Source organism: Streptomyces sp. NPDC041968 (genome assembly GCF_055589025.1).
Genome location: NZ_JBVJCB010000001.1, coordinates 183,089 through 197,002, shown reverse-complemented (window position 1 = coordinate 197,002; position 13,914 = coordinate 183,089). Strand labels below are relative to the sequence as shown.

Annotated in this window: 10 protein-coding genes; 7 read left to right on the top strand and 3 right to left on the bottom strand. The window is 70.5% G+C overall.

The window, feature by feature from the left end; genetic code table 11:
- Window positions 1-31: 31 nt before the first annotated feature.
- The 6 genes from uvrB (at window position 32) to aroQ (ending at window position 8,459) form a co-directional block, all read left to right on the top strand.
- The gene (gene uvrB, locus ACZ6EG_RS00905) at window positions 32-2,173 is read left to right on the top strand and encodes an excinuclease ABC subunit UvrB (protein ID WP_469600521.1); all 2,142 of its coding nucleotides are present in this window, start codon (window positions 32-34) and stop codon (window positions 2,171-2,173) included.
- Between the two features lie 139 nt (window positions 2,174-2,312).
- Window positions 2,313-2,891: a TerD family protein gene (locus tag ACZ6EG_RS00900; RefSeq protein WP_356607909.1), complete on the top strand. Its 579-nt coding sequence runs from the start codon at window positions 2,313-2,315 to the stop codon at window positions 2,889-2,891.
- 92 nt (window positions 2,892-2,983) lie between these two features.
- The gene (locus ACZ6EG_RS00895; protein ID WP_469600518.1) at window positions 2,984-5,026 is read left to right on the top strand and encodes a TerD family protein; all 2,043 of its coding nucleotides are present in this window, start codon (window positions 2,984-2,986) and stop codon (window positions 5,024-5,026) included.
- Window positions 5,027-5,280: 254 nt separating this feature from the next.
- Window positions 5,281-6,282, top strand: a complete 1,002-nt coding sequence (locus ACZ6EG_RS00890) for a TerC/Alx family metal homeostasis membrane protein (protein ID WP_384693018.1) — start codon at window positions 5,281-5,283, stop codon at window positions 6,280-6,282.
- 204 nt (window positions 6,283-6,486) lie between these two features.
- A complete protein-coding gene (locus ACZ6EG_RS00885; RefSeq protein ID WP_469600515.1) occupies window positions 6,487-7,587 on the top strand; it encodes a calcium:cation antiporter in 1,101 nt (366 codons plus the stop codon).
- A gap of 398 nt (window positions 7,588-7,985) precedes the next feature.
- Window positions 7,986-8,459, top strand: a complete 474-nt coding sequence (gene aroQ / locus ACZ6EG_RS00880; RefSeq protein ID WP_391967558.1) for a type II 3-dehydroquinate dehydratase — start codon at window positions 7,986-7,988, stop codon at window positions 8,457-8,459.
- Window positions 8,460-8,534: 75 nt separating this feature from the next.
- On the opposite strand, the gene ACZ6EG_RS00875 is transcribed toward aroQ, so the two are convergent.
- Together ACZ6EG_RS00875 and ACZ6EG_RS00870 are read right to left on the bottom strand one after the other, a co-directional pair.
- Window positions 8,535-9,191, bottom strand: a complete 657-nt coding sequence (locus ACZ6EG_RS00875) for an MBL fold metallo-hydrolase (RefSeq protein ID WP_391967557.1) — start codon at window positions 9,189-9,191, stop codon at window positions 8,535-8,537.
- Window positions 9,192-9,240: 49 nt separating this feature from the next.
- Window positions 9,241-9,927 (bottom strand): maleylpyruvate isomerase family mycothiol-dependent enzyme, encoded by a 687-nt coding sequence (locus ACZ6EG_RS00870; RefSeq protein ID WP_391967556.1) that lies wholly within the window; start codon window positions 9,925-9,927, stop codon window positions 9,241-9,243.
- 222 nt (window positions 9,928-10,149) lie between these two features.
- On the opposite strand from ACZ6EG_RS00870, the gene uvrA reads away from it, so the two are divergent.
- Window positions 10,150-13,197: an excinuclease ABC subunit UvrA gene (uvrA, locus tag ACZ6EG_RS00865; RefSeq protein WP_469600509.1), complete on the top strand. Its 3,048-nt coding sequence runs from the start codon at window positions 10,150-10,152 to the stop codon at window positions 13,195-13,197.
- A gap of 110 nt (window positions 13,198-13,307) precedes the next feature.
- Here uvrA and ACZ6EG_RS00860 read toward each other — a convergent pair whose 3' ends face one another.
- Window positions 13,308-13,877 (bottom strand): YceI family protein, encoded by a 570-nt coding sequence (locus tag ACZ6EG_RS00860; protein WP_391967554.1) that lies wholly within the window; start codon window positions 13,875-13,877, stop codon window positions 13,308-13,310.
- Window positions 13,878-13,914: the final 37 nt, after the last annotated feature.

Genomic DNA, 13,914 nt, shown 5'->3' with positions numbered 1-13,914 from the left:
GTTGTCAGTGCGGGGTCGTACGGTGGAACCCATGCGGCCCGTCTCTCACATCGAACGCACGGTGGCGCCCTTCGAGGTCGTCAGCCCCTACCAGCCGAACGGCGACCAGCCGGCGGCCATCGCCGAGCTGGCCCGGCGTGTCCAGGCCGGCGAGAAGGACGTCGTCCTGCTCGGCGCCACCGGTACCGGAAAGTCCGCCACCACCGCGTGGATGATCGAGAAGCTCCAGCGCCCGACCCTGGTGATGGCGCCGAACAAGACGCTGGCCGCCCAGCTGGCGAACGAGTTCCGCGAGCTCCTGCCGAACAACGCCGTCGAGTACTTCGTCTCGTACTACGACTACTACCAGCCCGAGGCCTACGTCCCGCAGTCGGACACCTACATCGAGAAGGACTCCTCGATCAACGAGGAGGTCGAGCGGCTGCGCCATTCCGCGACCAACTCGCTGCTCACCCGCCGTGACGTCGTCGTGGTCGCCTCCGTCTCCTGCATCTACGGTCTGGGCACGCCGCAGGAGTACGTGGACCGCATGGTCCCGCTCCGGGTCGGAGAGGAGCACGACCGGGACGAGCTGCTGCGCCGCTTCGTGGACATCCAGTACACGCGCAACGACATGGCCTTCACCCGGGGCACCTTCCGGGTGCGCGGCGACACCATCGAGATCTTCCCGGTCTACGAGGAGCTCGCCGTCCGTATCGAGATGTTCGGAGACGAGATCGAGGCCCTCTCCACGCTCCACCCGGTCACCGGGGAGATCATCAGCGACGACCAGCACCTGTACGTCTTCCCGGCCTCCCACTACGTCGCGGGCCCCGAGCGCCTGGAGCGGGCCGTCAACGACATCGAGAAGGAGCTCACGGAGCGTCTGACCGAGCTGGAGCAGCAGGGCAAGCTCCTGGAGGCCCAGCGCCTGCGCATGCGGACCACGTACGACATCGAGATGCTCCGCCAGATCGGCTCCTGCTCCGGCGTCGAGAACTACTCGATGCACTTCGACGGCCGCCTGCCCGGCTCCCCGCCGAACACCCTGCTGGACTACTTCCCGGACGACTTCCTGCTCGTCATCGACGAGTCGCATGTCACCGTCCCGCAGATCGGCGCCATGTACGAGGGCGACGCCTCCCGCAAGCGGACCCTGGTCGACCACGGCTTCCGGCTGCCCTCCGCCCTCGACAACCGGCCGCTGAAGTGGGAGGAGTTCCAGGGGCGCGTCGGGCAGACCGTCTACCTGTCGGCCACCCCGGGCACCTACGAGCTCTCCCGTTCGGACGGCGCCGTCGAGCAGATCATCCGGCCCACCGGCCTCGTCGACCCGCAGGTCGTCGTCAAGCCCACCGAGGGTCAGATCGACGACCTCGTGCACGAGATCCGCCGGCGGACCGAGAAGGACGAGCGCGTCCTGGTCACCACGCTCACCAAGAAGATGGCCGAGGACCTCACCGACTACTTCCTGGAGCTCGGCATCCAGGTCCGCTATCTGCACAGTGACGTCGACACGCTGCGCCGCGTGGAACTGCTGCGCGAGCTGCGCGCCGGCGAGTACGACGTCCTGGTCGGCATCAACCTCCTGCGGGAGGGCCTCGACCTGCCCGAGGTTTCCCTGGTGGCGATCCTCGACGCCGACAAGGAGGGCTTCCTGCGCTCCGGCACGTCCCTGATCCAGACCATCGGCCGCGCGGCGCGCAATGTGTCCGGCCAGGTCCACATGTACGCCGACAAGATCACGCCGGCGATGGAGAGGGCCATCGACGAGACCAATCGCCGCCGCGAGAAGCAGATCGCGTTCAACAAGGCGAACGGCATCGACCCGCAGCCGCTCCGCAAGAAGATCAACGACATCGTCGCGCAGATCGCCCGGGAGGACATCGACACCGAGCAACTGCTCGGCTCGGGCTACCGCCAGTCGAAGGACGGCAAGGGTGCCAAGGCACCCGTCCCCGCCCTCGGTGGCCAGGCGGTGGCCGCTACCAAGGCCAAGGGCAAGGGCAGGAGCAAGGAGACGGCGGTGACCGATCGCCCCGCGGCGGAGCTCGCCGGGCAGATCGAGGACCTCACGACCCGTATGCGGGCGGCCGCCGCGGACCTCCAGTTCGAGATCGCGGCCCGCCTGCGCGACGAGGTCTCCGAGATGAAGAAGGAACTGCGTCAGATGAAGGAGGCCGGTCTGGCCTGACGGCAGGCCGACACGCACTGTGTTGCAAGACCGACACAAAGTGCGTTCGCGGGTGGGGCACTGTCAGTGCCCCTGCGTAGGCTTCTGGCCAACCGCGGGCGCCGCGGCAACAGGGGACAGTCCGAGAGGGGATCAGCGCGTGACCGTCAATATGACCAAGGGTCAGGCCATCAGTCTGCAGAAGAACGACGGCGGCAGCCTGACGTCGGTGCGCATGGGTCTCGGCTGGCAGGCGGCTCCCCGGCGCGGCCTGTTCGGCTCCCGCACCAGGGAGATCGACCTGGACGCCTCCGCCATCCTGTTCGCCGACAAGCAGCCCGTCGACGTCGTCTTCTTCCGCCACCTGGTGAGCGACGACGGCTCCGTGCGGCACACCGGGGACAACCTCGTCGGAGGCGTAGGCCAGGGCGGGGACGACGAGGCGATCCTCGTCGACCTCCAGCGTGTCCCGGTCCACATCGACCAGATCGTCTTCACCGTGAACAGCTTCACCGGCCAGACCTTCCAGGAAGTGCAGAACGCCTTCTGCCGCCTGGTCGACGAGACCAACGGCCAGGAGCTCGCCCGCTACACGCTGGCCGGCGGCGGCGCCTACACGGCCCAGATCATGGCCAAGGTGCACCGGGCGGGCCAGGGCTGGGCGATGACCGCCATCGGTTCCCCGGCCAACGGCCGCACCTTCCAGGACCTGATGCCGGCCGTCCTGCCGGTTCTCTAGCAGCCGACACGGACCGGCGGGCCCGGCGGGTGGGGCGGGCGAACGCCGGACGACATCACGAGTGACGCACGAGTGACACAGGGGGACAGGCGATGACGGCCGAGCTGACGCGGGGACAGAACCACCCGCTTCCCCGGGCCAGGCTGGAGATCCGGGTCTCGGCCGGCACGCCGGTCGTGGTCGGCGCCACGCTCGGCGACGAGAACGGCAGGGTCCGCGGTGCGGAGTGGGTGGCCCACCCGGGTGCACCCGCCCTGCCCGGCCTGGAGGTCTCCCGGCAGGCGGCCGTCGATCACCGTCTCGCGGTGGATCTGGGCGCCGTGCCGGGCGCCGTCCACCGGATCAGCGTGCTGCTCGCCCTGCCCGCCGCCGGGACCGGTCCGGCCCGTTTCGGAGCCGTCGCCGCCCCCTTCGTCTCCGTCACGGATCTCGACGGTGGCGAGGTCGCCACTTACACCCTCACCGGTCTGGAGGCGGAGTCCGCCGTCGTCGCGGTGGAGCTCTACCGGCGGCAGGGCGCCTGGAAGGTGCGGGCCGTCGGCCAGGGCTACGCGGGAGGCCTCGCCGAGCTCCTCGCCGACCAGCACCTGCCCCAGGCCCACCAGCTCGCCGGAAGCATCCAGGAGGCGGTGGCCGGCGGCCAGGCCCGTTCCGTGCCGACACCCCCGGCGCGTACCGCCGACGGCGACCGTTCCAGGCAGACCGCCGCACCGGCGCAGGGGCCGGACCTCGGCGCCGCCGCACCCCAGGGCGCCCCGGGCCCCGTACCACCGGCCTCTCCGTACGACTCCGAGCGCACCCCCGGCGCGCGGGCAGCCGGAGTCCCACCGCAGCAGGGGATGCAGCAGCCGTACCCCGGCGGACCGGGGGACTCCTCCACGGCCCCCCGGCCGCCCACGCCCGCGGGTGGTGGCCCCGTCGACTACAGCCACCCCCGCCGGCAGAACGCCGCTCCACCCCCACCACCGCCGACCGCGCCCCCGGCCGCACCGGGGCAGCCCGCGCCGCCCGTAGCGGGCGACGCCACGGGATGGTCCATGGAGGAGCGGCTCTACAACCAGGTGTGGGGCATGTTCGAGGACCTGGCCCGCTCCACGGCCGCGTACCGCAGCGCGGTGGACTTCGCCGACTCCCGGATGGAGAAGGAGCTCGACCAGGTCCTGTCCGACCCGCGCAGCCGCATCGGGGGCCAGGGAGACGCCGTCCGCGAGGCGGCCCGCGCGCGGCACGGTCAGCTCGTGTCCCAGGCCCAGGAGGCCCTCGACCGGGACGTGGCTCAGCTCGCCGCCGAGGCGGAGGTCGTCGAGCCCGCCCTGCCGACGGCCTACGCGAGCTGGGACAGCCCCGTCTGGCACGCCTACCGCGTACCGATGGAGATCCCCATGGCCCTGCGGCTGGGCGACCTCCGCCTGCCCGAGGCCGAGCGCATACGCATCCCGATGCTGGTCCGGCTGCCGCTGGAGCGCGGGCTGTGGATCGACAGCGGGCGCAGCGCCTCGTTCGACGGTTCGTTCGCCGACTCCCACGAGATGCGGCGCCTGGGTCTGGAGACGGCGGTCGCCCACGCGGCGCGGCTGCTCGCCGTGTACCCGGCGGGCGAGTTCACCGTGCACGTCATCGATCCGGCAGGATCGGGGACGCAGGCACTGGCACCCCTGACGCAGAGCGGGGTGCTCGCCGCCCCGCCCGCCCTGGGGGCCGCCGGCACGGCGGACGTGCTCGCGCGCCTCACCCAGCGCGTCGACCTGGTGCAGATGGCGCTGCGCGGCGGCGCCCCCGACGCGCTCCCGCCCGGGCTCGACACCTCCCAGCAGCTCCTGATCGTCAACGACTTCCCGCACGGCTTCGACGACCGGGCGGTGACCCAGCTGCGTTACCTCGCGGACGAGGGGCCCGCCGTCGGGGTCCACCTGATGATGGTCGCCGCCCGCGAGGACTCGTCCGGGTACGGACCGCTGCTCGACCCGCTGTGGCGCTCGCTGCTCCGGCTGACGCCGGTGGCCGACGACCACCTCGCCGACCCCTGGGTGGGGCATGCGTGGACGTACGAGCCCCCGCTCGTGCCGCCCGGCAGTCAGGTGCTCCGGCAGGTGCTCTCACAGGTCGCCGCCGCCCGCCGTTCGTGGAATCGGTGACCACGTCCCACCTGGCCTTTTGAGCGTAATTTGCAAATCTCTTTACCTTCCCTTGGGGAATGGGGTACTGTCGTCCGTACGGAGGGGAGTACTCCCTGTCTGTGCGGCGTACCCGTCAATACGGATCAGGCCAGATCCCGGGGCGTCGGCCCGTGGGTTCCGAACGCGTCTAGCGTCCCGGACCCGGGTGGAAGAGACCTCCGGCAGCGACGACGCTGACATCTGCCGTGTGACGTACTGCCGGAGGCGTAGTAGTGGAAGTTTCCATGACCCTGTGGGTCCTGACTGTCGTGGGCCTCGCCGTCCTGATCGGGGCCGACTTCTTCATCGGCCGCAAGCCGCACGACGTATCGATCAAGGAAGCCGGGATCTGGACGGCCGTCTGGATCGCCTTGGCGGGCCTCTTCGGTGTCGGTCTGCTCGTTTTCGGCGGCGGCCAGCCCGCCGGCGAGTTCTTCGCGGGCTTCATCACCGAGAAGTCCCTGAGTGTGGACAACCTCTTCGTCTTCATCCTGATCATGGCGAAGTTCGCGGTGCCCTCGCAGTACCAGCAGCGAGTGCTCCTCATCGGTGTCCTCATCGCCCTGGTCCTCCGGGCGATCTTCATCGCGGCGGGTGCCGCGATCATCGCCAACTTCGCCTGGGTCTTCTACATCTTCGGCGCCTTCCTCATCTACACGGCCTGGAAGCTCATCCAGGAGGCCCGTGCCGACGAGGAGGACGAGGAGTTCGAGGAGAACAAGCTGCTCAAGGCGGCCGAGCGTCGCTTCGGTGTCGCCGACCGCTACCACGGCACCAAGCTGTGGATCGAGCAGAACGGCAAGCGGGTCATGACCCCGATGCTGGTCGTGATGCTCGCGATCGGCACCACCGACGTGCTCTTCGCGCTCGACTCCATCCCGGCGATCTTCGGCCTGACCCAGGACCCGTACATCGTGTTCACGGCCAACGCGTTCGCCCTGATGGGTCTGCGACAGCTGTACTTCCTCCTGGGCGGCCTGCTGAGGAAGCTGGTGCACCTCTCCTACGGTCTGTCGGTCATCCTGGGCTTCATCGGCGTCAAGCTGGTCCTGCACGCCCTGCACGAGTCCGGGGTCCACGTCCCCGAGATCAGCATTCCGGTCTCGCTCGGCGTGATCTGCTCCGTCCTGGTCGTCACCACGATCACCAGCCTCCGCGCCTCCAAGAAGCAGGCCGAGGCGGAAGCCGCGGCCGCCGGGAGCGACGAGGCTCCGAAGGACAGCATCGAGGCATGACCGCGCACGTCCCTGACCGGGCGTAGCGAGCACCACCGGAAGCGGCGGGCGGCGAGGTGCCGTTCGCCGCTTTCGCGTGGGCCGAGGACGGCGACCGTCCAGGGAGAGCACCGGCGGGTGAGGCGTGCGACGGGCGAGCGGACGCGCCCCGCACCCCGCGTGACAGCGAGTGCGAGGGAAGTGACCCTCTGCGACGATCGCCGCATGGTCGCCAGTCCCCGGGAGCTGCTCGCACAGTGGACGACCGTCGTGCCCGTGGCCGCGGTCGTGCTGCTGGCCTTCACCTGGGGCCGGGATCTGCCCGGCGGGCTCGTCGCACTCCTGACGGTGGTGCTCGCGGTGGCCGTGCTGGCCGCCGTGCACCACGCGGAGGTGGTCGCGCACCGCGTGGGAGAGCCCTTCGGGTCCCTGGTCCTCGCGGTCGCCGTCACGGTCATCGAAGTCGCGCTGATCGTGACCCTCATGGCGGACGGCGGTGAGAAGGGCGCGACCCTGGCCAGGGACACGGTTTTCGCGGCCGTCATGATCACCTGTAACGGCGTGGTCGGCCTCAGTCTCCTGGTCAACTCACTGCGCCACGGCATCGCGGTGTTCAACCCGGAGGGCACCGGCGCCGCCCTCGCGACGGTCGCGACCCTGGCCACGCTCAGCCTGGTGCTGCCGACCTTCACCACCAGCGCGCCCGGACCGGAGTTCTCCACGGTGCAGCTGGCGTTCGCCGCGATCTCCTCGCTGATCCTCTACGGCCTGTTCATCGCGACCCTCACGGTGCGGCACCGTGACTACTTCCTGCCGATCACCCGGCAGGGCGAGGTGATCACCTTCGAGGAGCACGCCGACGCCCCGTCCGCCCGGACCGCCCTGCTCAGCCTGGGGTTGCTGGGCCTGGCCCTGATCGGCGTCGTCGGCCTGGCGAAGGGGGTCTCGCCGACCATCGAGGAGGGCGTGGCGGCCGCGGGACTGCACCACGCCGTCGTCGGCGTCATCATCGCCCTGCTGGTGCTGCTCCCCGAGACCATCGCCGCGGTGCGGTCCGCCCGCCGCGACCGGGTGCAGACCAGTCTGAACCTGGCCCTCGGCTCGGCGATGGCCAGCATCGGCCTGACCATCCCGGCGGTCGCCCTCGCGTCCGTGTGGCTGTCCGGGCCGCTGGTGCTCGGCCTGGGAGCCACCCACATGGTGCTGCTCGCCCTGACCGTCGTGGTGGCCTCGCTGACCGTCGTGCCGGGCCGTGCGACGCCCTTGCAGGGAGGCGTCCACCTGGTGCTGTTCGCGGCGTATCTGGAGCTGGCGATCAACCCCTAGGCGCGCGGGCCCAGGACGAGGGGGGAGAGGCGGGGCGGTCGGCGGTTCAGCAGGCGACGGTGCTGCGCCGGCCCGGGTCCGTCGGCCGGTAGATCCCGCCGTCCGGGAGAACCCCCTGCGCGGGTCGGTACTCGACCGGTTCCAGCCCGTGCTCCGCGCGCGGCCGCTCCAGGCTCCACTCGTAGGGGAGCCAGTCGTGGGGGAGCGGGAAGAGTCCCGGCAGCCCGCAGGAAGGGACATCCCCGCGACGCGGTCGCCGGACGAGGACTCGGGCGGGTACGCGATCGGCGTCGTGCGGGGAGGGTACGGGCGGCCGGGTCGCCGGTGCACCGTGATAGACCGGGGACCGAGCGGCGGTCGCGCAAGGGCTGCCGCACCCCGAACGGACCGGAGGAACCGTGCCCCGCACCCTGGCCAACGCCCCGATCATGATCCTCAACGGCCCCAACCTGAACCTGCTGGGTCAGCGTCAGCCGGAGATCTACGGCTCCGACACCCTCGCCGACGTGGAGGCCCTGTGCGCGAAGGCGGCGGCGGTGCACGGCGGGACCGTGGACTTCCGGCAGTCCAACCACGAGGGCGAACTGGTCGACTGGATCCACGAGGCCCGGACGAACCACTGCGGGATCGTGATCAACCCCGCCGCCTACTCGCACACGTCCGTCGCGATCCTGGATGCGCTCAACACCTGTGACGGCCTGCCGGTGGTGGAGGTCCACATTTCCAACATCCACCAGCGCGAGTCGTTCCGGCACCACTCCTACGTCTCCCAGCGCGCCGAAGGGGTGATCGCGGGGTGCGGCGTCCAGGGTTACGTGTTCGGCGTGGAGCGGATCGCGGCGCTGGCCGGGGAGGGGCGGGCCCGGACCTGAGACGCCGGGCCGCCGCCCGGAGTCGGAGCCCGGCGGCGCGCACCCCGCAGGCGGGGGACGGGGAACGCGCGGGGCTCACCAGCCTCGGGCGTGCCACTCCGGCAGCTGGGGTCGTTCGGCGCCGAGGGAGGTGTCCTTGCCGTGTCCGGGGTAGATCCAGGTCTCGTCCGGGAGCGCGTCGAAGATCTTGGTCTCCACGTCGTGGATCAGGCTGGCGAACGCCTTCGCGTCCTTGTGGGTGTTGCCCACACCGCCCGGGAAGAGGCAGTCCCCCGTGAACACATGGGGGTGCCCGTGCGGGTCGTCGTACACCAGGGCGATGGACCCCGGCGTGTGCCCGACCAGGTGGCGCGCGGTGAGCTCCACCTGCCCTACCCGGATCGTGTCCCCGTCGTCGACCAGGACGTCGGTCGGCACGGGAATGCCGTCGGCGTCGTGGCGGCCGGCGTGGGTGCGGGCGCCGGTGGCCGCGACGACCTCGGCCAGCGCCTGCCAGTGGTCCCCGTGCCGGTGCGTGGTGACGACGGACGCGATGCCGTCGGCACCGATCGTCCCCAGCAGGGTGTGCGCGTCGTTGGCCGCGTCGATCAGCAGTTGCTCGTCGGTGGCCCGGCAGCGCAGCAGATAGGCGTTGTTGTTCATCGGGCCGACCGCGACCTTGGTGATCATCAGGTCCTTGAGCTCGTGCACGTCGGCGGGTCCGCCGACCCTCACCTCTCCGCTGTACGTCATGAGCGCCAGCCTAGCGCCGGGAGGCGGTCCGAAGACCGCCTCCCGGGAGCTACAGGGGAGGCAGCGACGGCAGGGGGCCCCCTTCGACCGTCAGCGCGGCCCCCTCGCGACGTCCCGCCAGCCAGCCGAGCAGGTCGGCCGGGCGCCCGGTGACGGTCACCTCCGGGGCGCCCGCCTCGCGACCCGTGCTCCACGCGCGCGTGCCGTCCGTGAGCCGGGTGGGCGGCACGTCCGGGTGCCCGGCGAACCGGTCGGCGAGGAACGCGGTCTCCCGCTCGGTGAACTCCGCCGGGAGATCCTCCAGCTCGTACCCGATGCCCAGGTCCACGTGGTGCAGCTCCACCTCGATCCACCGCCGGAACGGGATCCGGGACGCCGAGTCGGTGACCCCGTTGCGCAGCGCCACGGTGCGCGACCAGTCGGCGGGCACGGCCCCTGCCGCCTGGAAGCGGGCCCCGCTCTCGCGCACGTCGGCGAGCTGCACGTCGAGGGGGCGCGGGGCGTCGCGCTCGATGTCGGCGTCCCGGGCCTCGGCGGAGGCGTACATGGGGCGTCCTTCGAAGACGTTGACGAGGGCGTCCGCGTTCCGCGCTAGGTGGGCGAGGACGTGGCCGCGGGTCCAGCCCGGCAGCCGTGACGACTCCGTCACGGACGCGTTGTCCAGTTTCCCGACCGCGGTGAGCAGCCGCTCGGTAGCGTCACGTACAGACGCCAGGTCATGCGCGTGATCAATCATGGTGCTGACCCTAGACCGCGCCACACCTTCGGGTGAAGGTGACGGACGACGCCCGCTAATCGAATGCACGTGCTATATGGTCGGATGTGGCGTCGGGCATGCTGGACAGTCGGGGTTTGTTGACGACTGGTGAATCGACCGGCGTTGTCAGTGGCTCCCCCTAGTCTGAGAAGGACGGGGGCCCCGCCCCTGTCACTTCTCTCAAGAAAGGTGCGGACCGGCGTGGCCGACCGTCTCATCGTCCGTGGCGCGCGCGAGCACAACCTGAAGAACGTCTCGCTCGACCTGCCTCGCGACTCGCTCATCGTCTTCACGGGCCTGTCCGGGTCGGGCAAGTCCTCCCTGGCCTTCGACACCATCTTCGCCGAGGGCCAGCGGCGCTACGTGGAGTCGCTCTCCTCCTACGCCCGGCAGTTCCTCGGCCAGATGGACAAGCCCGACGTCGACTTCATCGAGGGCCTCTCCCCGGCGGTCTCCATCGACCAGAAGTCGACCTCCCGGAACCCGCGCTCCACGGTCGGCACCATCACCGAGGTCTACGACTACCTGCGCCTGCTCTTCGCCCGCATCGGCAAGCCGCACTGCCCGCAGTGCAGCCGGCCGATCTCGCGCCAGTCGCCGCAGGCCATCGTCGACAGGGTCCTGGAGCTGCCGGAGGGCAGCCGCTTCCAGGTGCTGTCGCCGCTGGTGCGCGAGCGCAAGGGCGAGTTCGTCGACCTCTTCGCCGACCTCCAGACCAAGGGCTACTCCCGCGCGCGGGTGGACGGCGAGACCGTCCAGCTCTCCAGCCCGCCGACGCTCAAGAAGCAGGAGAAGCACACCATCGAGGTGGTCGTCGACCGCCTCACGGTGAAGGACTCCGCCAAGCGCCGCCTCACCGACTCCGTGGAGACCGCCCTCGGCCTGTCCGGCGGCATGGTCGTGCTCGACTTCGTCGACCTCCCCGAGGACGACCCCGAGCGCGAGCGCATGTACTCCGAGCACCTGTACTGCCCGTACGACGACCTGTCCTTCGAGGAGCTGGAGCCCCGCTCCTTCTCCTTCAACTCGCCCTTCGGCGCCTGCCCCGACTGCTCCGGCATCGGTACGCGCATGGAGGTCGACGCCGAGCTGATCGTCCCGGACGAGGACAAGTCGCTCGACGAGGGCGCCATCCACCCCTGGTCGCACGGGCACACCAAGGAATACTTCGGTCGCCTCATCGGCGCCCTCGCGGACGCGCTGGGCTTCCGGACGGACATCCCCTTCGCGGGTCTCCCGCTGCGCGCCCGCAAGGCCCTGCTCAACGGCCACAAGACCCAGGTCGAGGTGCGCTACCGCAACCGGTACGGCCGCGAGCGCCGCTACACCACGGCTTTCGAGGGCGCGATCCCCTTCGTCAAGCGCCGGCACAGCGAGGCCGAGAGCGACGCCAGCCGCGAGCGCTTCGAGGGCTACATGCGCGAGGTGCCCTGCCCCACCTGCGAGGGCACGCGCCTGAAGCCCCTCGTCCTCGCGGTCACCGTGATGGGCAAGTCGATCGCCGAGGTCTCGGCGATGTCCATCAGCGACTGCGCGGACTTCCTGGGCGAGCTGAAGCTCAGCGCCCGCGACAAGAAGATCGCCGAGCGCGTGCTGAAGGAGGTCAACGAACGGCTGCGCTTCCTGGTCGACGTCGGCCTGGACTACCTCTCGCTGAACCGCGCTGCGGGCACCCTCTCCGGCGGCGAGGCCCAGCGCATCCGCCTGGCCACGCAGATCGGCTCCGGCCTCGTCGGCGTGCTCTACGTCCTCGACGAGCCGTCCATCGGCCTGCACCAGCGCGACAACCACCGGCTGATCGAGACCCTCGTCCGGCTGCGCGACATGGGCAACACGCTCATCGTCGTCGAGCACGACGAGGACACCATCAAGGTCGCCGACTGGATCGTCGACATCGGCCCCGGGGCCGGTGAGCACGGCGGCAAGGTGGTGCACAGCGGCTCCGTCAAGGAACTGCTCGACAACACCGAGTCGCAGACCGGCGCCTACCTGTCCGGCAGGAAGGCCATCCCGCTGCCCGAGATCCGGCGCCCGCTCGACCCGTCCCGGCGCCTGACCGTGCACGGCGCCCGGGAGAACAACCTCCAGGACATCGACGTGTCCTTCCCGCTCGGCGTGTTCACGGCGGTCACCGGTGTCTCCGGCTCCGGCAAGTCGACCCTGGTCAACGACATCCTGTACACGCACCTGGCCCGCGAGCTGAACGGGGCACGGAGCGTCCCCGGCCGGCACACGCGCGTGGACGGCGACGACCTCGTCGACAAGGTCGTCCACGTCGACCAGTCGCCCATCGGCCGCACCCCGCGGTCCAACCCGGCGACGTACACCGGCGTCTTCGACCACGTCCGCAAGCTGTTCGCCGAGACGACCGAGGCCAAGGTCCGCGGCTACCTGCCGGGCCGGTTCTCGTTCAACGTCAAGGGCGGCCGCTGCGAGAACTGCGCGGGCGACGGCACGATCAAGATCGAGATGAACTTCCTCCCGGACGTCTACGTCCCGTGCGAGGTCTGCCACGGCGCCCGGTACAACCGGGAGACCCTGGAGGTCCACTACAAGGGCAAGTCCATCGCCGACGTCCTGAACATGCCGATCGAGGAAGCGACCGACTTCTTCGAGGCGGTTCCCGCGATCTCCCGGCACATGAAGACGCTCAAGGACGTCGGGCTCGGGTACGTCCGGCTCGGCCAGTCCGCGACCACCCTGTCCGGCGGCGAGGCGCAGCGCGTCAAGCTCGCCAGCGAGCTGCAGCGCCGTTCCACCGGGCGCACGGTCTACGTCCTGGACGAGCCGACCACGGGCCTGCACTTCGAGGACATCAGCAAGCTGCTGACCGTCCTGTCGGGCCTGGTGGACAAGGGCAACACGGTCATCGTCATCGAGCACAACCTCGACGTGATCAAGACCGCGGACTGGGTCGTCGACATGGGTCCCGAGGGCGGCGCCGGTGGCGGTCTGGTGGTCGCCGAAGGGACGCCCGAGCAGGTCGCGGGCGTCCCCGCCAGCCACACCGGCAAGTTCCTGCGGGACATCCTCGACGCCGACCGGATCAGCGACGCCCCCGTGAAGACGCCGCGCAAGGCGGCGGCGAAGACGGTGGCCGCGAAGGCCACCGCGAAGAAGACTGCCACCAAGGCGGTCACGGGTACGGGTACGGCGGCGAAGAAGACCGCCACCAAGACGGCCAAGAAGGCCACGACCCAGGCCGGCAAGCCCGCCGCGAAGAAGACGACGCGGACGAGCAAGGCCTGACCCGGGCCGATCCGGGTGCGCGAAGTGCGCCCGGCCCTCCGGTACAGCGACGCGCCGGGTCCCACGGACGATTCCGCGGGGCCCGGCGCGTCGCTCGCGCGGCCTTCCGCTCAGGCGCCCACCGGCTCCACGAACTGCATGTCGAGCTGGATCTTCACCACCTCGCCGAGCAGACCCGGAGCGAAGTCCAGGCCGAACTCGCTGCGCCGGATCTCACCCGTCGCCTCGAACCCGGCGTGCCGTCCGTCGCCGCCGGGCAGGGCTCCCAGCCCGCCGAACTCCACGGCGAACGTCACCGGACGGGTCACGTCACCGATGGTCAGCTCGCCCTCCATGGTCCAGTCCTCGCCCTCGCCCGACACCCGGGACGAGCGGAAGGTCATCGTCGGCCGCTTCTCCACGTCGAGCAGGTCGGAGGCGCGCACGTGCGCGTCCCGGTCGGTGTTCCCGGTGTCGATGGTGGCCAGGTCGATCGTCGCGGACACCCGGACGTCCTCGACCCGCTCGCCCACGAACAGTTCGGCCCGCACACCGGTGAAACGCCCCCGCACCTTGGCGATGCCGAGGTGGCGGATGGTGAAGTTCACGGCGGAGTGGAACGGGTCCAGGGCCCACTGACCGGCGACGAGGGGCAGGGGAGAGGCGACGGTACGGGCGGTGGCGGTCGTGTCATTCGTCATGCCCTCCACCCTGGGCGCACCGCGCCTTCGCAGGGAG

Coding starts and splice junctions, on each gene's coding strand:
- ACZ6EG_RS00860 (WP_391967554.1), bottom strand. CDS start 13,877: ATGACGAATGACACGACCGCCACCGCCCGTACCGTCGCCTCTCCCCTG.
- ACZ6EG_RS00870 (WP_391967556.1), bottom strand. CDS start 9,927: ATGATTGATCACGCGCATGACCTGGCGTCTGTACGTGACGCTACCGAG.
- ACZ6EG_RS00885 (WP_469600515.1), top strand. CDS start 6,487: ATGGTCGCCAGTCCCCGGGAGCTGCTCGCACAGTGGACGACCGTCGTG.
- ACZ6EG_RS00895 (WP_469600518.1), top strand. CDS start 2,984: ATGACGGCCGAGCTGACGCGGGGACAGAACCACCCGCTTCCCCGGGCC.
- uvrB (WP_469600521.1), top strand. CDS start 32: ATGCGGCCCGTCTCTCACATCGAACGCACGGTGGCGCCCTTCGAGGTC.
- ACZ6EG_RS00875 (WP_391967557.1), bottom strand. CDS start 9,191: ATGACGTACAGCGGAGAGGTGAGGGTCGGCGGACCCGCCGACGTGCAC.